This is a genomic window from Roseovarius sp. TE539 (genome assembly GCF_003298505.1).
Lineage (GTDB): Bacteria > Pseudomonadota > Alphaproteobacteria > Rhodobacterales > Rhodobacteraceae > Roseovarius.
Genome location: NZ_QNGB01000004.1, coordinates 57875 through 76774, shown reverse-complemented (window position 1 = coordinate 76774; position 18900 = coordinate 57875). Strand labels below are relative to the sequence as shown.

Annotated in this window: 20 protein-coding genes; 9 read left to right on the top strand and 11 right to left on the bottom strand. The window is 62.9% G+C overall.

Going from position 1 to position 18900, the window contains the following annotated elements:
* The first annotated feature begins 49 nt into the window (after positions 1-49).
* Both DQW77_RS03910 and DQW77_RS03905 read left to right on the top strand, forming a co-directional pair.
* Positions 50-1333: a glycerate kinase gene (locus DQW77_RS03910; protein WP_113256886.1), complete on the top strand. Its 1284-nt coding sequence runs from the start codon at positions 50-52 to the stop codon at positions 1331-1333.
* 58 nt (positions 1334-1391) lie between these two features.
* Positions 1392-1799, top strand: a complete 408-nt coding sequence (locus tag DQW77_RS03905) for a hypothetical protein (RefSeq protein ID WP_113256885.1) — start codon at positions 1392-1394, stop codon at positions 1797-1799.
* Positions 1800-1822: 23 nt separating this feature from the next.
* Here DQW77_RS03905 and rsmD read toward each other — a convergent pair whose 3' ends face one another.
* A complete protein-coding gene (rsmD, locus tag DQW77_RS03900; RefSeq protein ID WP_113256884.1) occupies positions 1823-2386 on the bottom strand; it encodes a 16S rRNA (guanine(966)-N(2))-methyltransferase RsmD in 564 nt (187 codons plus the stop codon).
* Positions 2383-3597, bottom strand: coding sequence for an NAD(P)/FAD-dependent oxidoreductase (locus DQW77_RS03895; RefSeq protein WP_113257001.1), 1215 nt, complete (start codon positions 3595-3597; stop codon positions 2383-2385). The genes rsmD and DQW77_RS03895 overlap by 4 nt, the downstream gene beginning before the upstream one ends.
* 106 nt (positions 3598-3703) lie before the next feature.
* Here DQW77_RS03895 and DQW77_RS03890 point away from each other — a divergent pair, with 106 nt between their 5' ends.
* Positions 3704-4192: a peroxiredoxin gene (locus DQW77_RS03890; RefSeq protein WP_113256883.1), complete on the top strand. Its 489-nt coding sequence runs from the start codon at positions 3704-3706 to the stop codon at positions 4190-4192.
* Positions 4193-4230: 38 nt separating this feature from the next.
* Here DQW77_RS03890 and DQW77_RS03885 read toward each other — a convergent pair whose 3' ends face one another.
* Genes DQW77_RS03885 through DQW77_RS03870 form a run of 4 tightly spaced genes read right to left on the bottom strand, consistent with a single transcriptional unit; the run spans position 4231 to position 6996 of the window.
* Entirely contained in the window at positions 4231-4527 is a 297-nt protein-coding gene (locus DQW77_RS03885) for a 4a-hydroxytetrahydrobiopterin dehydratase (RefSeq protein ID WP_113256882.1), read from the bottom strand.
* Complete coding sequence (locus DQW77_RS03880) at positions 4524-5714, bottom strand: GNAT family N-acetyltransferase (RefSeq protein ID WP_113256881.1); 1191 nt, start codon at positions 5712-5714, stop codon at positions 4524-4526. The genes DQW77_RS03885 and DQW77_RS03880 overlap by 4 nt, the downstream gene beginning before the upstream one ends.
* 53 nt (positions 5715-5767) lie before the next feature.
* Positions 5768-6538 (bottom strand): glycerophosphodiester phosphodiesterase family protein, encoded by a 771-nt coding sequence (locus DQW77_RS03875; RefSeq protein WP_113256880.1) that lies wholly within the window; start codon positions 6536-6538, stop codon positions 5768-5770.
* Positions 6535-6996 (bottom strand): RidA family protein, encoded by a 462-nt coding sequence (locus DQW77_RS03870; RefSeq protein ID WP_113257000.1) that lies wholly within the window; start codon positions 6994-6996, stop codon positions 6535-6537. Before DQW77_RS03870 ends, DQW77_RS03875 begins: the two co-directional genes overlap by 4 nt.
* A 377-nt stretch (positions 6997-7373) precedes the next feature.
* Here DQW77_RS03870 and DQW77_RS03865 point away from each other — a divergent pair, with 377 nt between their 5' ends.
* Both DQW77_RS03865 and DQW77_RS03860 read left to right on the top strand, forming a co-directional pair.
* Entirely contained in the window at positions 7374-8144 is a 771-nt protein-coding gene (locus DQW77_RS03865; protein WP_113256879.1) for a VacJ family lipoprotein, read from the top strand.
* Between the two features lie 11 nt (positions 8145-8155).
* On the top strand, positions 8156-8773 hold the full coding sequence (locus tag DQW77_RS03860; RefSeq protein ID WP_258523660.1) for a phospholipid-binding protein MlaC: 618 nt from the start codon (positions 8156-8158) through the stop codon (positions 8771-8773).
* 6 nt (positions 8774-8779) lie between these two features.
* Here the strand turns inward: DQW77_RS03860 and DQW77_RS03855 are convergent, their stop codons facing one another.
* Positions 8780-10912, bottom strand: a complete 2133-nt coding sequence (locus DQW77_RS03855; RefSeq protein WP_113256878.1) for a transglycosylase domain-containing protein — start codon at positions 10910-10912, stop codon at positions 8780-8782.
* 254 nt (positions 10913-11166) lie between these two features.
* Here DQW77_RS03855 and DQW77_RS03850 point away from each other — a divergent pair, with 254 nt between their 5' ends.
* On the top strand, positions 11167-11505 hold the full coding sequence (locus DQW77_RS03850; protein WP_113256998.1) for a P-II family nitrogen regulator: 339 nt from the start codon (positions 11167-11169) through the stop codon (positions 11503-11505).
* 28 nt (positions 11506-11533) lie between these two features.
* On the top strand, positions 11534-12874 hold the full coding sequence (locus DQW77_RS03845) for an ammonium transporter (protein WP_113256877.1): 1341 nt from the start codon (positions 11534-11536) through the stop codon (positions 12872-12874).
* A gap of 86 nt (positions 12875-12960) precedes the next feature.
* Here the strand turns inward: DQW77_RS03845 and DQW77_RS03840 are convergent, their stop codons facing one another.
* Positions 12961-13338 (bottom strand): rhodanese-like domain-containing protein, encoded by a 378-nt coding sequence (locus tag DQW77_RS03840; RefSeq protein ID WP_113256876.1) that lies wholly within the window; start codon positions 13336-13338, stop codon positions 12961-12963.
* 24 nt (positions 13339-13362) lie between these two features.
* On the bottom strand, positions 13363-14262 hold the full coding sequence (locus DQW77_RS03835; RefSeq protein WP_113256875.1) for an MBL fold metallo-hydrolase: 900 nt from the start codon (positions 14260-14262) through the stop codon (positions 13363-13365).
* A gap of 143 nt (positions 14263-14405) precedes the next feature.
* Between DQW77_RS03835 and mutL the strand changes: the two genes are divergently transcribed.
* Together mutL and DQW77_RS03825 are read left to right on the top strand one after the other, a co-directional pair.
* Positions 14406-16286 carry a DNA mismatch repair endonuclease MutL gene (gene mutL / locus DQW77_RS03830; protein ID WP_113256874.1) on the top strand — a complete coding sequence of 627 codons (1881 nt, stop codon included), beginning with the start codon at positions 14406-14408 and terminating at the stop codon, positions 16284-16286.
* The gene (locus tag DQW77_RS03825) at positions 16283-17452 is read left to right on the top strand and encodes a DNA recombination protein RmuC (RefSeq protein WP_113256873.1); all 1170 of its coding nucleotides are present in this window, start codon (positions 16283-16285) and stop codon (positions 17450-17452) included. Before mutL ends, DQW77_RS03825 begins: the two co-directional genes overlap by 4 nt.
* Positions 17453-17683: 231 nt before the next feature.
* On the opposite strand, the gene DQW77_RS03820 is transcribed toward DQW77_RS03825, so the two are convergent.
* Both DQW77_RS03820 and DQW77_RS03815 read right to left on the bottom strand, forming a co-directional pair.
* Positions 17684-18061, bottom strand: coding sequence for a hypothetical protein (locus DQW77_RS03820; protein WP_113256872.1), 378 nt, complete (start codon positions 18059-18061; stop codon positions 17684-17686).
* Between the two features lie 18 nt (positions 18062-18079).
* Complete coding sequence (locus DQW77_RS03815; protein ID WP_258523659.1) at positions 18080-18874, bottom strand: DUF6478 family protein; 795 nt, start codon at positions 18872-18874, stop codon at positions 18080-18082.
* Positions 18875-18900 lie beyond the last annotated feature (26 nt).

The following is an 18900-nucleotide window of genomic DNA, read 5'->3' as shown; positions in this document are numbered from 1 at the left end:
TCTTGGCTCGGTCTAGTCTGGTATAAACACGGATTTTGATGAGGCGCCGATGACAGATCCTCAGAGTCTGCTGCGCGGTCTGTTCGACCGGGCAGTCCAAGTGGCTGACCCCATGCAAAGCCTTCACCGCGCGCTGCCTCCGCGTCCCGAAGGGCGGCTGGTGATTGTCGGCGCCGGAAAGGCATCCGCGCGCATGGCCGAAGCCGCGGAAGCTGTATACGGCCCCTGCGAAGGGCTGGTGATCACGCGCTACGGTCATGGCCGGCCCTGTATTGGTGTCGAGATCGCGGAGGCCGCGCATCCGGTGCCGGACGCCGCGGGTCAAAGGGCGACGGCGCGGATGCTGGGACTGCTGGAAGGACTGGGAGAAAGCGACATGGTCCTGGCACTGATCTCGGGCGGTGGTTCTGCCCTGCTGACCGCCCCGGCGGGCGACATCTCTCTGGAGGAGAAGCGGGCACTCACGGATGCACTTCTGGCCAGCGGCGCACCGATCGCCGAGATCAACGCCATCCGCAAGCGGATCTCGGCGGTCAAGGGCGGAAAGCTGGCGGCCGCAGCTTATCCGGCGCGGATGCGGGCGCTGCTCATTTCGGACGTTCCGGGAGACGATCCCGGCGAAATCGCCAGCGGCCCCACGGTGGGCGACGACGGTAATGCCGCGCAGGCGCTGGAAGCTCTCAGGCGGTGGAATGTCAGGCCACCTGCCTCGGTCGATGCCTTCCTGCGCGCGGGAGGCGATCCGCTTGCCCCGGATGACGTGCGCCTTGGCCGGGTCGAGAACGTGATTTGCGCCGCGCCTTCGCAATCGCTGGCCGCCGCGGCCGACCTTGCCGAGGCCGAAGGATGCGAAGCACGAATCCTCGGCGACGCGCTGGAGGGAGAGGCCCGGGACGTGGCACGGGAACATGCAGGGCTGGCATGCAGGGTGCAGGCCACGCTGAGGCCCCATGCCGCGCCGGTGGTTCTGCTTTCCGGCGGCGAGCTAACGGTCACGCGCCGCGGTGACGGCGTGGGGGGACCCAACGCGGAATATGCGCTGGCTCTGGCACTGGCTCTTGACGGCACGCCGGGCATCCATGCCATCGCCTGCGATACGGATGGTGTCGATGGCGCAGCCGAAGTTGCCGGCGCGGTCATCGGGCCGGACACACTTTCCCGCGGCGTCCGGGCGGCCCGCGATGCGGCAGGGGCGTTGGCCAGGAACGACGCTCACGGTTTTTTTGCGGCCATCGGAGATCAGGTTGTAACCGGTCCGACACTCACAAATGTCAACGATTTCCGGGCAATCCTGATCACGGCTTTCTCACCTCTCCGTGATGACGGGGCATGAGTCTTCAACCTTGCGCCCTTTGTGTGCGACCTTTCCCGCTGCACAAGGGGAGGAAGACATGATCAATCGCAGGGTTTTTTCCGCCATCATCATGGCAGGCGCAATTATGGTAACGGCACCGGGCATGGCAATGGCCGGCGAGGACAAGGATGCCGTCGCGGTTCAGATGACCGCCGCCCAGATCGAGGATCTGCTCGCTGGCAACACGGTGATGGGGACCTGGTCGGGCTCAACCTACACGCAGTACTACGGCGAGGGTGATTTCACCGTCTACATTCCCGAGGGCGGTGAACCCGATGAGGGCAAGTGGCGCACGAACGCCGAGACCGATGAATACGAAAGCTGGTGGCGCTCCACCGGTTGGACACCTTACACGATCGTCATGACCAATGACGGTTATGCCTTCGTGAACGGCGGGGATCTGGAGCAGTTCGACGTCTTCGAGGGCAAGCAGGTCGAGTACTGAGCCGCGCTTCCGACGGCGGGGTGTCAATCCCCGGCAAGGCGCAAAAGGTTGATGCAGGTCTCCCCGTAGCGGCGTGATCCGAGGAGGTGCAGCCAGTCGGGGGGGTGGATCTCGGCACCCTCCTCCCAGATGACGGTGGCGCCGCCCGCGAGCCAACCACCTTTGAACAGCGCCGCCAGCGCCACCTCTCCCATGCCCTTGCCATAGGGCGGGTCCAGAAACAACAGGTCATGCGGCGGCCCGGGCGGGGCGCCGGGGTGCCGGGCATCGCGGCGCAGGATCCGGCAGGCTTCCTCCGCGCCGCAAAGCGCGATGTTGCGCTGCAGGAGCGCCAGAGCGGTGCGGCCGTTCTCTATGAAAAGGGCCTGCGCGGCCCCGCGCGACAGAGCCTCGAGCCCCAAAGCGCCGGTTCCCGCAAAAACGTCCAGCACGCGCGCGCCGTCCATCCTGACATCGTCAAGTCCGGCCAGAACATTGAACAGGCTTTCGCGCACCCTGTCGGAGGTCGGTCGAAGCTGGGCGCCCGCATCGCCCTTGCCCAGCCCGGCCAGACGACGGCCGCGGAAGTCACCGGCAATGATCCTCACGCCTTCAGCAACGCCTTGAGGTCCGTGCCCGGGTTCGCCACGACCTCGGGATCGGGGGATTTCCCGGCGTCGATCAGGCGCTTGCCAACCATGTAGGCACGCGGTTCATTCATCGCATCTACCGCCAACAGCTCATTGCCCCTGTAGTACCAGAACGAAACATGGCCCGCGCCGTCCCCCTGTCTGGTAACGACGAGGTCATAGCCGTTACCAAGGCCGGCGATCTGCAACTTGACGTCATATTGATCAGACCAGAACCACGGCTGCGGCACGTAATCCTTTCCGGCACCAAGGATGTTTTCGGCCACGCATTCGGCCATGTCGATGGCATTGGGCACGCTTTCCAGCCGGAGCCGCTCTGCCCCGAAGGGAAAGGACGCACAATCCCCCGCCGCCCAGATCGCCGGATCACTGGTGCGCCCCATGGAATCCGTCCGAATACCATTCTCGATTTCAAGCCCCGCCGTGGCGGCCAGTTCGGTGGCCGGTGTGATACCGACACCCACGATGACGAAATCCACGGAAAGTTCGGACCCGTCGGACAGAATCGCGCCCTTCACACGGCCGCCTGTTTCGGTCAGGTGCTCCAGACCGACCCCTTCCCGTATATCGACGCCATGGTCCCGGTGCAGCCTGCGAAAGTAATCCGAGGTTTCGGGCGCCGCGACACGTTGCAGGATGCGGTCAGCCATCTCCACCAGTGTAACCTTCAGCCCCCTGCTCGCCGCCACCGCCGCCGCTTCCAGCCCGATATAGCCACCCCCGACAATGAGAACATGCCGGCCCTCTTCGAATTCCGGGGCCATCGTATCGACGTCGCGCAGATCGCGCACCACGTGCACGCCCGCGAATTCACCGCCAATCGCACCCGGCAGGCGGCGCGGCACCGACCCGGTGGTCAGTACAAGTGCGTCATACGGGATCGCCCGGCCACCGGCGATCACCTGCCGGTCGGCACGGTCGATCGCTGTCACGGTCTCATTCAGATGCAGGTCGATGCGATTGTCGGCATAATAACTCTCCGGCCGCAGGAAGAGTCGTTCCAACGCCATTTCACCCAACAGGTACTTCTTGCTCAGCGGCGGCCGCTGGTAGGGCGGCACAGGTTCTTCACCGATGAGTGTTATGGTCCCCGTAAAGCCACCGGTTCGCAATTTCGCCACCAGTGACGCACCGGCCTGCCCTGCGCCGACCACGACAATTCTTTCCACATGCGCCTCCATCATGACCGCGGCGGTTTAAAAGGATCTGGCCACGCGGCAAACCGAACCTATATCTACCTGCCAATGCAACGCAATGGATAGGCAGGGAACGACAATGACCATTACCACCGGCGACAAACTTCCGGATGCAGCTCTGATGCGGATGGGCGATGACGGCCCCGAGAGCGTGGAATTGGCCGAAAGGACCGCCGGCCGGAAGGTGGTGATCTTCGCGGTGCCCGGCGCCTTCACGCCGACATGCCATTCCGCCCATGTTCCGAGCTTCGTGCGCACCGCCGGGGACTTCGCGGACAAGGGCGTTGACGAGATCATCTGCGTATCCGTGAACGACCCTTTCGTCATGGGCGCCTGGGGTGAGGCGACAGGTGCCGATGCGGCCGGACTCACCATGCTGGGCGATCCCGAAAGCACATTCACCGAGGCCATCGGCATGGATTTCACCGCCCCGCCTGCCGGCCTGCTTGCGCGGTCGAAGCGTTACGCGATGCTGGTCGAAGACGGCAAGGTCACACGGCTGCATGTCGAGGAAAATCCCGGCGCCTGCGAGGTGTCGGCCGGCGAAGCCCTGCTGAGCGAAATCTGAGGCCGGCCTCGGCCGGTACGAATTCCGGCCCTGCGGCTTCAGTCTGCGAGCGTGTCCATCTTGCGGGCCAGTTTGGCGTCCAGTGCGCTAAGTCCATCCACGTCATGGGTGGTCAGGGTGACGTCGACACGATTGTAGACATTCGACCACTCGGGATGGTGATTCCACTTCTCCGCCCAGATGGCGCACCGGGTCATGAATCCGAAGGCTTCGGTGAAATCCGGAAACTTGAAGGTCTTGGAGATCGCATCCCGGCTTTCGTCCATTGTCCAGCCATTTTCGAGAAGCGGTGCGAGCGTGGTCTTGCGGGCGGTGTCGCTAAGGCGTTCTGTCACTGGTGATCCTCCACTTGGGGTTTTCTGAACGGTCCGTAACCGGTCAGGATTTCGATATCCTCTTCCACGGCATCACGCTCGGCGGTCAGATATCGGGCGACGGCATCGGAAAAGCCGGGGTCGGCCATCCAATGCAGGGAGTGGGTGCTGACGGGAAGGTATCCGCGCGCCAGCTTGTGTTCGCCCTGCGCCCCGGCCTCGACCCGGGACAATCCGTTTTCGATGGCATGCTCGATGGCTTGATAATAACACAGCTCGAAATGCAGGCAGGGGTGATCCTCGGCGCAGCCCCAGTAGCGGCCAAAAAGCGCCGAGGCCCCGACCAGGTTTAGCGCCCCGGCCACGACGCTCCCGTCACGTTCTGCCACGACCATCAGCACGTCGTCGGCCAGGCAATCGGCGGCGATGTCGAAGAAGGCACGGGTCAGATAGGGCATGCCCCATTTGCGGGCGCCCGTATCCTGATAGAAGGCCCACATGGCGTCCCAATGGCGCGGTTCGATCTGTGCCCCCGTCAGCGCGCGAATCTGTCCTCCGAAATCTTGTGCGCGGGTGCGTTCCTTGCGGATCGTCTTGCGCTTGCGCGAGGACAGATCAGACAGGAACGCGCCAAAATTCTCGTAATCGCGGTTTTCCCAATGGTATTGCTGGGTAAGGCGCGGCATGAGGCCCATCCCGGCGCCCGCCTCGGCCTCGGCTTCGGTGCAGAAGGTCGCATGAACCGACGAAAGCCGGTTCTGTTCGGCAATCTGCACCCCCCCTTGCAGCAGCGCGGCACGCCCCGTCTGTTCCAGGCCCGGGCGTGTCAGAAGGCGCCGGCCCGTGACGGGCGTGAACGGCACAGCGATCTGAAGCTTGGGGTAATAACGGCCACCGGCACGTTCATAGGCATGGGCCCAGTTGTGATCGAATATGTACTCGCCCTGACTGTGGGATTTGACGTAGACCGGCGCACAACCGATCAGCGTTTCATCAATCCGCGCAGTCAGGTATTGCGGCTGCCACCCGGTGCCCGGTCCGACCGATCCGCTGTCCTCCAGGGCCTTCAGAAACCGGTGCGTCGTGAACGGATCTTCCGGGCGCCCGCCCTCTGCGGCTTCGGGGCAGGCGCAGGAATCCCATTCTGCCGCGGATATGCGCGACAGGCTGTCATGGGTTTCGACCGTGATCTGTTGCTGCTGCGTCATGTTGCCGGTCCGCCTGCTGCCTTGAGCCTAATCTGTTGCCGCAAACGCCGGGTTCAAGGCGGGATTGCCGGCTGATACCCTTCGAAAGTTATATTGCAGGCAACGCGACGCGCCCGAATTTCGGCGCGCGGGGAACGGACGGTCCAGCACAGGACCGGCACACCGGCAGCGCGAAGCTGCAACACCCTGCGCCGATCCAGATCACCCGCTTCATGACTGATGAAACACGCGTCCGAAGCCTCGAAATCGGGGATATCCCGCAAATGGCGCCGCGTTCGCCCGGACAGGCGCGGCCAGTTCGCGCGCCGCCACGCGCAGGTGGTCAGGCCGCGTGGAAGCCCCGGCGCAAGCGACGCGAGCCGGATGACCATATGCGGATTGAACGACATCATGGCGATAGGACCGCGATAACCGGCCGCGGTGGCGACGGCCGCTCTTTCCAGCTGGCCATCAGTCTCCCCCATTGCGCCGTGCTGATCCTTCAATTCCACCAGCAGCGGCACCCTTCCCGCGACCAGTGTCAGCACCTCCTGGAAACTCGGGATGCCCTCGCCGTCACCATCCTTGAGAGGTATTTTGCCCAGCGCTGCCGCCTCCCGCCCCTGCACCGGGCCGGTCTCTCCGGTCAGACGGTCGAGAGCCGCATCGTGAAAGACCATCGCAACCCCGTCCGCAGAGGCCTGAAGATCAATTTCGACACCATATCCTGCGGCAATGGCCGCCTCGATCGCTGCACGGGAATTCTCGGGGCGCCGCGCCCGCGCATCATGCAATGCGCGATGTGCCAGCGGCACATGACAGAATGCGGCGGGCAGTGCCGTCATCGGATGCGGAATATCCCTTCGATCTCGACTGCGACACCAAAGGGAAGCGACGCGGCCGAAACCGCTGAACGCGAATGCCGCCCGGCGGCGCCAAGGGCCGCGCCGATGAAATCCGACGCGCCGTTGATCACCTGCGGCTGCTCGGTGAAACCGGGGGTGGAGTTGACGAATCCGGTCAGCTTGACCACCTGCGAAAGCCGGTCGAGATCTCCATCGCAGGCTGCCTTGACCTGCGCCAGAAGCGCGATTGCGCACAGTTTGGCGGCCTCGGCCCCGCCCGCGGTATCCATGTCATCACCCAGCTTGCCGGTGATCAAACGGTCGCCGTCCTTGGATATCTGGCCGGACACGTAAAGCGTGTCACCCACCTGCACATAGGGCACGTAATTCGCTGCCGGGGCGGGCGCGTCCGGCAATTGCACGCCCATTTCGGCCAGTTTTCCCTCGAATCCGCTCATCCGCTTGTCTCCCTGGTTTCCTGCTTCACCTGAGCCGAACGCTAGCGGCCGTTCGGACCGATGAAAATCAAAAAGAACCGGCGCAATGGTCCTGCCCTTCCGGGCGGGATATTTCAGTGACATGAAGCTTGCCGCTTATTGGAACCGGCGGGGGTAACGCAACCGGTGCCTTGTCCGACCCGGGCGACATCAATGTGTCAGGGTACTTCTCTTGTCCGTGGCACCGCCCGCATGTAACCCTGCGGGCTGCGAAAAAACGTCTGCGACGTTACCATTGTGCCACGCCCGGATCACAACCGTTTGCAGGCCTGTTTCCCGCGTGGTCGTTCAGGTTAAATGAAGGCCTTGAAAATTGATGTCGGAAGTTTCGATTTAACATGCTCAGACTGCCTGCAGCCCTGCGATTCCCGCGCCGCGCACTCGCCGCACTGACCCTGGCACTGGTGGCAGGGTGCACCACACCCGACTCACCCCTGCCGCCCGGGCAGGTCTTCGATCCCTACGAGGTGGGAAACCGGAAAACTCATGCGTTCAATCGCAAGCTGGACAAGGCCCTTCTCAAACCGGCCAGCGAAGGTTACGCCGGCGCCATACCTGTGGACATCCGCACCGCGATCGGTCGGTTCGCCGAAAACCTCTCGATGCCGCAGGCTATCGTCAACGGCGTCCTGCAGGGCAACATGAAAGGTGCGACAGAAGATACGTACCGTTTCCTCGTCAACACGACCGTGGGGTTGGGTGGCTTCTTCGATCCGGCGACAGAGATGGGAATGCCAAGCGGCACCGGCACGGATTTCGGCGAAACGCTGGATGTCTGGGGCGTTCCGCAAGGTGCCTACCTGGAACTGCCGGTGCTGGGGCCATCGACCGAAAGGGCGGCCACGGGCCGGATCGTGGATCTTTTCACGGATCCACTCGGATACGCACTGCCAACGCCGGAAAGGTACTACAGCACGGGGATATCGGTTCTTGACGGCATTGGCAAACGCGGCCGTTATGCCGAAACGATCAACTCGATCCTTTACGAGAGCGCCGACAGCTATGCCGCATCACGAAGTGTCTATCTGCAGAACAGGGGCTTCCGTCTGGGCAGAAGCACCGAGGAAGATTATGTTGATCCCTACGACATGCAATTCAGCGATCCGTAGGAGGGTCCGCCATGGCGAATGAAATGCCGCAGGAAATATCACGCCGCACCGCGATCCTTTCGGGCACGGCGGCAATCGGGTCAATTGCTGCCAGCGGACCGGCTCTTGCCCTGAATAATTCTCAGGCCAAGGCGCTCGTGGAGCGCGTGGTAAGCGATATCAACGGGGTGATTTCTTCGGGCAAATCGCTAAGAGGCATGATCTCGGATTTCGAACGTATCTTTCGCAGATACGCGGATGTGAACATTATCGCGCGATCGACCCTCGGCGCTGATGCGCGTGGCTTGAGCAGCGCACAGATGCGCGCTTACACCGATGCGTTCCGAAGCTATATCGCGCGCAAGTATGGCAAGCGGTTCCGTGAATTCGTCGGCGGCCGCGTCGAGGTGAAAACGGTCAACCAGGTCAAGTCATGGCATGAGGTCTCGACGACAGTCTACCTGAAGGGCGAAGCGCCGTTCGAAGTAAGATTCCTGGTATCGGACCGGTCGGGCCAGAACCTTTTTTTCGACATGCTGATCGAGGGTATCAGCCTGCGGCTTACCGAACGCACCGAAATCGGGGCCATGCTGGATCGCAACCTCGGCAATGTTGACAAGCTGATCCGGGATCTGCGCATGGCCGGCTGAACCCGGTCAATCCCCCCCCAGCAGACGCCGGATCAGGTCGCCAACCGGCGTTGCACGTTCGCGCGGATCAGGTCGGCGCAGGGGTTCGGGATCGGCGGTCGGCCTTTCCGCGGGCCGCAGCATCGGCAGCGGGCGCACCGGAAGGCCCTCGTTCACCCGCAGCATCGTTTCGCGCCATATTTCGGCCGGCAGGCCACCGCCGGTCACGGCGGTCAGGGGGGTGTTGTCGTCATATCCCATCCATACCCCGGCCACGTAATCCGCCGTGAAGCCCAGGAACCAGGCATCCCGCGCCGCCTGGGTTGTCCCTGTCTTGCCAGCTGCCTCCCACTCGGGAAGGGTGGCGCGCGTGCCGGTTCCATCCGTGACAACCCGGTGCATCATGTAGATGAGCTCGCGTGCCGCATCCTCGCGGATCACCCGCTCTCCGATGCCGCCGCTTGTCCCCACCAGGGGGGTCTCCTCGCCAAGCAGGCGCAACTCGACCAGCCCGTAGGGTGTGACAGAGGATCCGCCATTGAGGATCCCGGCATAAGCTCCGGTCATTTCCAGAAGGGTGCTCTCGGACGCGCCAAGCGCCAATGCCGGTCCATCCGCCAGGTCGCTTTCGATCCCGAATTCATTCGCGACCCTGCGCACCAGATCCCGACCCACGCTTTCGGAGACCTTCACAGCCGGGATATTGAGCGATTTGCGAAGAGCCTCGGTCAGTGTCACACGGCCATAGTGCCTTTTCCCGTAATTCTCGGGGCACCAACGGCCGGAGCCCGGAATGTCCTGGCAGTAGGGTTCGTCCACCACCGTCGAGGCATGGTCGTATCCCAGTTCCAGCGCCGTCGCGTAGACGAAGGGCTTGAAGGCCGACCCGGTCTGACGACGGGCCTGCGTGGCCCGGTTGAATCCCCCGGCGACAGTCGTGTCACGACCGCCGACCATGCCACGCACCGCCCCGTCCGCCGACATTATCACGATCGCCGCCTGTGCCCCGGAGTCTTCGTCGACCTTTTCGGCAAAAACCGTTTTCAAGGCGTCTTCGGCGGCACTCTGTATGCGCTGATCGAGGGTGGTGCGGATGATGACGTCCTCGGTGGTGTCGCGGGTAAAGAATTCCGGTCCCGATGCCATGACCCAGTCGGCGAAATATCCGCCCGCCTGCGCCTCGGCCGCCTCGGACAGGGTCGCAGGGTCACTACGGGCCGCCCGGGCCTCGGCCTCGGTCAGATACCCCTGTTCGGTCATCAGCCGCAGCACCGTCTCGGCCCGGTCCCTGGACCGTTCGAGATCCGTTGTCGGGGCAAGCCGCGATGGCGCGGTCAGAAGCCCCGCGAGGACCGCGCTTTCCTGCGCGTTCAACTCAGCCGCATTCTTGCCGAAATAGCGCTGTGCGGCGGCCTCGGCACCATAGGCTCCGGCCCCCATGTAGGCACGGTTGAGATAGATCGACAGAATTTCGTTCTTGGTGTACTTGACTTCCATCGCCAGCGCATAGACGGCCTCCTTGGCCTTGCGCCAGAGGGTCGTGCGGCGGCAATCGGCAACATAGTCGGCCTCGCTGTCCCATTGTGCCTCGTCATAGGCGACACCAAGGCACATCAACTTCGCCGTCTGCTGGGTGATCGTGGATCCACCGTGCCCGGTCAGAGGGCCACGACCCTCGCCAAGGTTGATCCTCACCGCACTGGCAATGCCGATCGGATCAATGCCGGGATGCAGGTAGAATCGCCTGTCCTCCGTGGCGACAACAGCATCGCGCAGATAGGGCGAGACGGTTCCGGCCGTAACGACCCCGCCAAACTGATCCCCCCGCCAGGCAAAGACATCGCCCTTGACATCCAGCAGGGTCACCGATCCGCGCGCGCGCCCGTCGAGAACTTCGGAAATGTCGGGCAACTTCGCGTAAGTATAGCCGGTGGCAAGCGCGAGAATCAATGAAACGACCGCCGTGAAACGCCAGCCGATCGCCCAGATCAGCCGCAGCGCCCACGCCACGACGGCTTTCATGAAACGGATCAGCGGATTTCGCGGTTTCCGCGATCCCCGCCGCTTCTTCGGTGCGGATTTTCGCGCCGGTTTTCGAGCGGGTTTCCGATAGCGCCTGTCTGCCACGAGTGGCGGTTTCCTGCGACCTGAATTACTCATGCAAGCCCTGCCCGGACCTCGTTTGTTTGGTGCAGTCTAAACCGCTTTGCCGGACTTGTAGAGTCCCGCCGGCCCTGTGTTCCGGCTTTTACGTTTGCATATTTTTTGTGCGATTTATTTTTTTTGAGCATTTTTTGTGCGAATACACTCCGGCCCTGGCCGAATTTGACGCCAATCCCTTTCAGGCAGCCCGCCCATTGGATTTTTCTGCATGTGCGAAATGCCTGTTCAGCAGGAAACCGAAAGGGGAATACGTGAAACTCATCATTGCGACAATCAAGCCGTTCAAGCTCGAGGAGGTCCGCGAAGCGCTGACCGAAATCGGCGTGCGCGGCATGATGGTTACCGAGATCAAGGGCTTCGGCTCCCAATCGGGCCATACCGAGATTTATCGCGGCGCGGAATACGCTGTCAATTTCGTGCCCAAGATCAAGCTGGAAATAGCCGTGAACGCGGGGATGGCCGACCAGGTGGTCGACACCATCACCAAAACCGCGCGCACCGGCAAGATCGGCGACGGCAAGATCTTCGTCCTCGATCTTCAGCAGGCCACGCGTGTGCGCACCGGCGAAACCAACGGCGACGCGCTCTGACCCGGCGCTCAACGGAAAGGAAACGACCATGACCAAATTCACGACACTCGGGCTTGCCGCTGCCGTGGCCGCGCTCCCGCAGCTCGGACTGGCACAGGAGGCGGAGGCAACCGTCCCGGCCGCCGTGCCGACAGATTCGGTATTCATCTTCAATTCACTGTTGTTCCTGATCGGGGGCTTTCTGGTGTTCTTCATGGCGGCGGGGTTCGCCATGCTCGAGGCCGGGCTGGTACGCGGCAAGAACGTGACGATGCAGTTGACGAAGAACGTCGCGCTCTTTTCGCTCGCCGCAATCTTCTATTACGCCATCGGCTACAACCTCATGTATCCACTTGGCGACTGGGCCATCGAGAATGTGCTTTCGGGGCTGTTCCCGTCGCTCGGTGTTCTGGAACCCGTGGGCGTGAGTGCCGCGGCGGCGGACGACTATTCCTATGCTTCTACCGGGTCGGACTTCTTCTTCCAGTTGATGTTCTGTGCCGCCACCGCCTCGATCGTTTCGGGTGCGCTGGCCGAGCGGATCAAGCTGTGGCCCTTCCTTACCTTCACCATTCTCCTGACGGCGATCATATACCCGCTGCAAGCCAGCTGGAGCTGGGGCGGTGGTTTCCTGAGCGCGGCCGGCTTCTCGGATTTTGCCGGGTCGACCATCGTGCATTCGGTGGGCGGTTGGGCCGCACTGACCGGCGCAATCATCCTTGGGCCGCGTATCGGCAAGTACAAGGATGGCAAGGTGCATCCGATCCCCGGCTCCAACCTTGCACTGGCCACGCTGGGCATGTTCATCCTCTGGCTGGGCTGGTTCGGTTTCAACGGCGGCTCTCAGTTGGCAATGGGCAGCGTCGGTGACGTGGCCGATGTCAGCCGGATCTTCTCGAACACCAACACTGCCGCTGCAGGCGGGGCCGTCGCCGCACTGATCCTGACGCAGGTGATGTACAAGAAGCCGGATCTGACCATGGTGCTCAACGGCGCGCTGGCAGGTCTGGTGTCGATCACCGCCGAACCGCTGGCCCCGAGCCTGGGGATGGCGACGCTGATCGGCGCCGTGGGCGGTGTCATCGTGGTCTTCACCGTGCCGATGCTGGACAAGTTCAAGATCGACGACGTTGTCGGTGCGATCCCTGTTCACCTCTTTGCCGGCATCTGGGGCACGATCGCGGTCATTCTCACCAACGGAGATGCCAACCTGATGACGCAACTTTACGGCATCGCCGTGATCGGCATCTTTACGGTAGTGGCCTCCGCCGTGGTATGGCTCATCATCAAGGCGGTTGTCGGTCTGCGGGTCTCGGAAGAAGCCGAGATCGACGGGCTGGACATGTCGGAACTGGGCATGGAAGCCTATCCCGAATTCTCCAAGACCTGATCAGAACCGCCGCCACGAGATGGACCCGGGCATGACTGCCCGGGTCTTTTCGTTTCAGCGCCGGAAACCCTGGCGCCACCCCGTGCTCAGCCCTCGACGCGCCGCGGTGCGCCGGTGGCCATATTGGTTCCGATGTAAGGGCTGGCCGCCTTCTTCCACGCCGCGAACCCCCCTTCCATATGAGCGATACGGCTCATCCCGGCTTCCAGCGCGGCACGCGCCACCTTCTCGCTACGGACACCAGAGCCACACATGAAGACGATGCGCTTGTCGCTCTGCCCCGGCAGCTTGTGCGCGTTGAAGAACGGCATCGGCAGAAGCAGGGCCCCTTCAACATGTTCGAACATGTACTCCTGCGGGGTGCGGACGTCGATCAGCACGACTTCGTCACGCGCCCAGGCGTCGGACACCTCCTCGACGCTCCAGGTTTCCAGTTCGCCGCCGTCAATGGTTTCGGTCTTCATGTCTGCAGTCCTTTTTCAGCCGTTTCAGAATCGGTTCGCGGGTATCTTGAAATAACTTTGCCCGTCATCCTCGGGTTCGGGAAGGCGCCCGCCGCGCAAATTGACCTGCAGCGCGTACAAAATCCGGTCCGGCAGGCCCAGCGTGGCATCGCGATCGTCGCGCAGCGTCATGAATGCCTCGCGGGTGGCCCCGCCACCGACATGGGGATTGTCGCGCTTGTGTCTGGCCACGGTCGCCTCCCAAGCCGGCTCCTTGCGGTCACCGACAGGGGGATAATCATGCCCGACGAAAAGACGCGTGTCTTCGGGCAAGGCCAGGATGGCCTGCAGGCTGTCATAGAGTTGACTTGACGATCCACCGGGAAAATCGGCACGGGACGTGCCAACATCCACATGCATGAAGGTGTCATGCACGAAGGCCGCATCCTGTCCAACCACGTAGGTGACCGACCCCAGCGTATGACCGGGCGACAGCATGACGCGCACATCAAGATTGCCCAGCTTGAAGATCTCGCCATCCTCGAACAGCCGGTCGAAATCACGGTCGGGATCGAACGCGCCGCTCAGGTTATACAGCTTTTCCCAGATTTCACTGATGTCGCGGACCTTGGCGCCAATGGCATTCGGTGCCTCCAGTTCCTGCCGCAACCACGCCGAGGCCATCAGGTGATCGGCATGCGGATGGGTGTCGAGGATCCATTCCACCTCCAGCCCCTCGGCGTTGACGAAATCCACGATCTCCCGGGCGCTGTCATGGGATGCGGCGGCCTCGGCGGGCCGGAAATCCTGAACGATGTCTATCAGAGCGGCCTTTCCGGTGTCGGGGTCAGCCACGACGTATTGTATGCTTCCCGAGGCAGGATCGTGAAAACCTGTTACTTCGGGCGAACTGGATCCCTGTGAAGGGCTTTTTCGGCGGAACATGGTCACTCCTTTCTTATGATCCCATTCATTTAAGTGAATGTATTTGTGAACCAACCCCACACGCGGGATTTTGGCAGCGTGACCGCCGCGCGGCCAAGTTCTCGTCTGGCAGAATCGCTACGTCTCATGCTAGGTGTTGGGTTATGAATGATGAAAGCCCCCAAATAAGCCCCGGAACACAAGTCAAGCGTCCCATGATCCGGCAATTGGATGAAGCGGCAATCAATCGGATCGCCGCCGGGGAAGTAGTGGAGCGGCCGGCTTCGGCCGTCAAGGAACTGGTGGAGAATGCGCTGGACGCAGGTGCATGTCATATCGCAATCGCGCAGGCCGATGGCGGCAAGACGCTGATCCGTGTAGCCGATGACGGTTGCGGAATCGTGCCCGAAGACCTGCCGCTGGCGCTTGCGAGGCACGCCACCTCCAAGATCGACGGCTCGGATCTGCTGGATATCCACAGCTTCGGCTTTCGCGGCGAGGCGTTGCCGTCGCTCGGGGCCGTTGGCCGATTGACGATCGCCTCGCGCGCCGAGGGCCACGATGCCGCCGAAATCCGTGTCTCCGGTGGAACACCGGGCCGTGTCAGGCCCGCCGCGCTCAACGTGGGCACGGATGTGACCCTGCGCGATCTCTTCCATGCCACGCCGGCGCGGCTGAAGTTCATGCGCAGCGACCGGGCCGAGACGCAGGCCATCACCGATACGGTCAAGCGGTTGGCAATGGCCGCCCCGTTCGTATCCTTCACGCTTCGCGATGTCTCGGGCGGCGGTGACGGGCGTGTGACCTTCCGCGCGGATGCCGAAACAGGAGACATGTTCAATGCTCTCCACGGTCGCCTGGCGCGGATCCTCGGCTCGGATTTTGCCGAAAACGCGCTGCGGATAGAAGCCGAGCGCGACGGGCTTCGCATGACCGGGTTTGCCGCGCTGCCCACCTATTCGCGCGGCGCCGCGGTGGCGCAGTACCTCTTCGTGAACGGGCGCCCGGTACGCGACCGGATGCTGATCGGCGCGTTGCGGGCCGCCTATCAGGATCTGCTCAGCCGGGACAGGCATCCCGCGGCCGCGCTCTTCATCGACTGCGATCCGCGGCAGGTTGACATCAATGTCCACCCCGCGAAATCAGAGGTGCGGTTTCGTGATCCCGGCCTTGCCCGCGGTCTGGTGGTCTCGGGGCTGCGGCACGCGTTGGCCGAGGCCGGGCACCGCGCCTCCTCCACGATCGCGAGCGCCACACTGGGTGCGATGCGCCCCGACTCCGATGGCGCCCGTGTCTACCAGATGGACCGGCCCTCGCCCGCTGCGCGCGCCGCGGCATACCAGGCCCAAGCCCCCGCCTTCGCCGAGATGCAGGCCGCTTACAGTGCCCGGACAGAACCTGCCGCAGGCGAACCAGACCCGGCCCCGGACGACACGCACGAGCCACCCGAAACACCGCCGCAGTCCCTTCCTCTGGGGGCAGCCTGTGCCCAGATTCATGAAAACTACATCGTCGCCCAGACGGAAACCGGCATGGTCATCGTCGATCAGCACGCCGCGCATGAACGGCTTGTCTACGAAAGGCTCAAGTCGCGGACGGGCAGTACCGGCGTAGCGTCGCAAGCGTTGCTGATCCCCGAGATCGTCGATCTGTCCGAGGCAGATGCAACACGAATTCTGGACTTCGCCGGGCAACTGCAACGCCTCGGACTCGTTGTCGAGAACTTTGGCCCCGGCACCATCGCAGTCCGCGAAACGCCCGCCATTCTCGGCCCGGTGGACGCGCGCGCGATGATCCACGACATCCTTGACGAACTTGCAGAGCAAGGTGAAACCCGGACATTGCAAACGCGCATCGACGCGGTCCTGTCGCGCATCGCCTGTCACGGCTCGGTACGCTCCGGCCGCCGGATGACCGCGGCGGAGATGAACGCGCTTCTACGCGAGATGGAGGCGACCCCCCATTCGGGCCAGTGCAACCATGGCCGGCCCACCTATGTGGAGCTGCCGCTTGCCGATATCGAAAGGCTTTTCGGGCGCACATGATTACCATCGGGGACACCGCCGTTTCACTCGAAGATCCGGTCGGCACTGCCATTCTCATCGCTGTCGGCGGTCTGGTTGTGATCGTCATCCTGCTGATCATGGCCGTCCGCGCCGCTGCCCGGTCGGCACGCATGACCGAACCCCTGGTCCGCCAGATGGGCGACCTGGGCCAGCGCGTGCAGGGGCTGAGCGAGGGCCAGCAGCAGCTCGCCGGGGGTCTCAACCACGTTTCCGAGGCGCAGGCCTCGGCGCAATCGCACATGCTGCAACTGATGGAGAAGCGGCTGACACAGGTGACCGAGAACATGACCGAGAACCTGCAAGGCTCGGCCCGGCGCACCGCGCAATCGCTGGGCGAATTGCAGCAGCGCCTGCAGGCCATCGACAAGGCGCAGGACAACATCACCAAGCTGTCGGGCGACGTGCTGAGCCTTCAGGATATCCTCTCCAACAAGCAGACGCGCGGAGCCTTCGGTGAAATCCAGCTTACCGATATCGTGACCAAGGCGCTGCCCTCCGACAGTTACAGCCTCCAGCACACGCTTTCGAACGGCAAGCGCGCCGATTGCCTGGTTCACCTGCCCAATCCACCCGGGCCGATCTGCATCGACAGCAAATTCCCGCTGGAAGCCTACGAGGCCATGCGCAAGGCCGGCTCCGACCGGGAATTGAGCGAGGCGGCCAGGTTCCTGCGCACATCCGTCAAGAAGCACATCAAGGACATCGCCGAGAAATACATCCTCGACGGGGAGACGGCCGACGGGGCGCTTATGTTTCTGCCCTCCGAGGCGGTCTATGCCGAACTGCACGCCAATTTCCCCGAACTGGTACGCGAGGGGTTCGCGGCACGGGTCTGGATCGTGTCGCCAACCACCTGCATGGCCACGCTCAACACCATGCGGGCGATCCTCAAGGATGCCCGGATGCGCGAACAGGCCGGCGCTATCCGGCGCGAACTCGGCTTGCTCTTTGCCGATGTGGACCGGCTGGGCAACCGGGTCGAGAACCTGGACCGGCATTTCCATCAGGCTGCCAAGGACATCTCGGACATCAAGATTTCCGCCGACAAGGCCGGGCGCCGTGCCAAGAGGCTGGACAATTTCGATTTCGAGGAGCTTACACCCGAAGGCGAAGCCCGGATCGTTCCGCTTCCCAAGGATCGCTGAGCGCCTGGCGCGCGCGGTCCAGCGCCTTGGTTTTCTGATCACGGGTCTGCCGCGCGGACCTTGGGGGCGCTGCCCCCAAACCCCCGAGGTATTTCAGGCCAGATGAAACGGGCACCCCGTCCGCCCGGAACCGGCCCGGGGTCTCGTGCCGTGGATCGCCGCGTCAAGAGGGGTGGTCCGCAGGCAATGTGCCGGGCACGTCACGTGCTTGTGACGGTGGCGCCCTTGCGCCTACATCGTTTCAAGGCAATGCCGGCGGAAGGCGCGTTTGAGCATATCCAGTTCGTCGCGCAGGAGGTCAAGTTCGGCGCGTATGTCATGGCTCAGGGCGTGGCCCGACATCAGCGCGAAACTGTCCAGTATGTCACCCGTGGCGACATCCCGAATCAGGAATGTCTGCACGCCGTCTGCGATCATTTGCACCGGGATCGGAACCCGCACCCGCCATTGTCCAGGCGTGCCGGTATCCGCAACCTCGACACCCTCGACCGGCGTCTCAAGATGGGTCACCTCAAGCTGCGGAGCGTCGACGCCGCCGCTCTTGCGGGTCAACAGGCCTTCCCAGACGCCTTCGGAAAGCCGTGTCTTGGTCAGTATGAGATCGCTCATGCCGTTTCTCCCGGACAGTCAGAGCGCGGCCCGCGGGCGACGCGAGAAGGTGAGATCCCGCACGATGACCTGGCTCATCTGAGGGTTCTCGAAGATCAGGTCGATCCAGGCGCGCTCGATCCTTTTTTCGTTCAGTTTTGAATAGGCCAGATCGAATTCCACCATGATCTCGTCGTGGTCCAGTGGCAGCTCGCGCACGATCTGTTCGGTGTTGGGCCCGTGGCGGATGTTGAGGCGGGCAAAGATCTCCAGAGGTTTTTCCATCTCCACGATCGTGTCCATGCGGACCAGGTGATTGCGGCGCAGCCCCCCCACGGCCTCCCGGGGAAGATCGACGACAAGCGACAGGAACGAACCGTCGAAAGCAAGAACATCCATGCGCAGCCCGTAAGGCGCCAGATCGGCTGCACGGGTATTGCGCAGTTGGCGCAGCGTCAATTCGGATCGTTCACAATCGTGGAACAACGTCACCTCATCGCCCATGCGCGATTTGCTTTGTGCCGATGAAATTCCGGGGCGCTCCAGAACTTCGCGCCACAGTCGCGGGCGCCACGACCAATCGGTTCCGTGCGGACGGGGAAAGGCGTCGGACCCCTCCACTGGCAGAGCAAGCCGGCTGTCCGCGACCTTCATGAACTCATGGAGGCAAAAAAGCAGGCTTCGGGCGCGTTTTCGCTCTGTGCGAAGCTGGGCAAGGCTCATGCGCGGCGCATTTCGAGCGGCCCGTGCCCAGCGGCGCAAGCCCCGGCGATAGGTCATCCAATCCAGGAGAACACTGCGAAACTCGATCATTCGGTCACCTGCTTCCGGCATGGGTTCTATCCTGCCCGGTCCTCTTC

Bases quoted from the DNA above. Each gene is read 5' to 3' on its own strand.
- DQW77_RS03890 (WP_113256883.1), top strand. From the start codon at position 3,704: ATGACCATTACCACCGGCGACAAACTTCCGGATGCAGCTCTGATGCGG.
- DQW77_RS03875 (WP_113256880.1), bottom strand. From the start codon at position 6,538: ATGACGGCACTGCCCGCCGCATTCTGTCATGTGCCGCTGGCACATCGC.
- DQW77_RS03870 (WP_113257000.1), bottom strand. From the start codon at position 6,996: ATGAGCGGATTCGAGGGAAAACTGGCCGAAATGGGCGTGCAATTGCCG.
- DQW77_RS03835 (WP_113256875.1), bottom strand. From the start codon at position 14,262: ATGTTCCGCCGAAAAAGCCCTTCACAGGGATCCAGTTCGCCCGAAGTA.
- DQW77_RS03910 (WP_113256886.1), top strand. From the start codon at position 50: ATGACAGATCCTCAGAGTCTGCTGCGCGGTCTGTTCGACCGGGCAGTC.
- DQW77_RS03820 (WP_113256872.1), bottom strand. From the start codon at position 18,061: ATGAGCGATCTCATACTGACCAAGACACGGCTTTCCGAAGGCGTCTGG.
- DQW77_RS03880 (WP_113256881.1), bottom strand. From the start codon at position 5,714: ATGACGCAGCAGCAACAGATCACGGTCGAAACCCATGACAGCCTGTCG.
- DQW77_RS03845 (WP_113256877.1), top strand. From the start codon at position 11,534: ATGACCAAATTCACGACACTCGGGCTTGCCGCTGCCGTGGCCGCGCTC.
- DQW77_RS03905 (WP_113256885.1), top strand. From the start codon at position 1,392: ATGATCAATCGCAGGGTTTTTTCCGCCATCATCATGGCAGGCGCAATT.
- DQW77_RS03840 (WP_113256876.1), bottom strand. From the start codon at position 13,338: ATGAAGACCGAAACCATTGACGGCGGCGAACTGGAAACCTGGAGCGTC.
- DQW77_RS03860 (WP_258523660.1), top strand. From the start codon at position 8,156: ATGGCGAATGAAATGCCGCAGGAAATATCACGCCGCACCGCGATCCTT.
- mutL (WP_113256874.1), top strand. From the start codon at position 14,406: ATGAATGATGAAAGCCCCCAAATAAGCCCCGGAACACAAGTCAAGCGT.
- DQW77_RS03815 (WP_258523659.1), bottom strand. From the start codon at position 18,874: ATGCCGGAAGCAGGTGACCGAATGATCGAGTTTCGCAGTGTTCTCCTG.
- DQW77_RS03825 (WP_113256873.1), top strand. From the start codon at position 16,283: ATGATTACCATCGGGGACACCGCCGTTTCACTCGAAGATCCGGTCGGC.
- DQW77_RS03865 (WP_113256879.1), top strand. From the start codon at position 7,374: ATGCTCAGACTGCCTGCAGCCCTGCGATTCCCGCGCCGCGCACTCGCC.
- DQW77_RS03855 (WP_113256878.1), bottom strand. From the start codon at position 10,912: ATGAGTAATTCAGGTCGCAGGAAACCGCCACTCGTGGCAGACAGGCGC.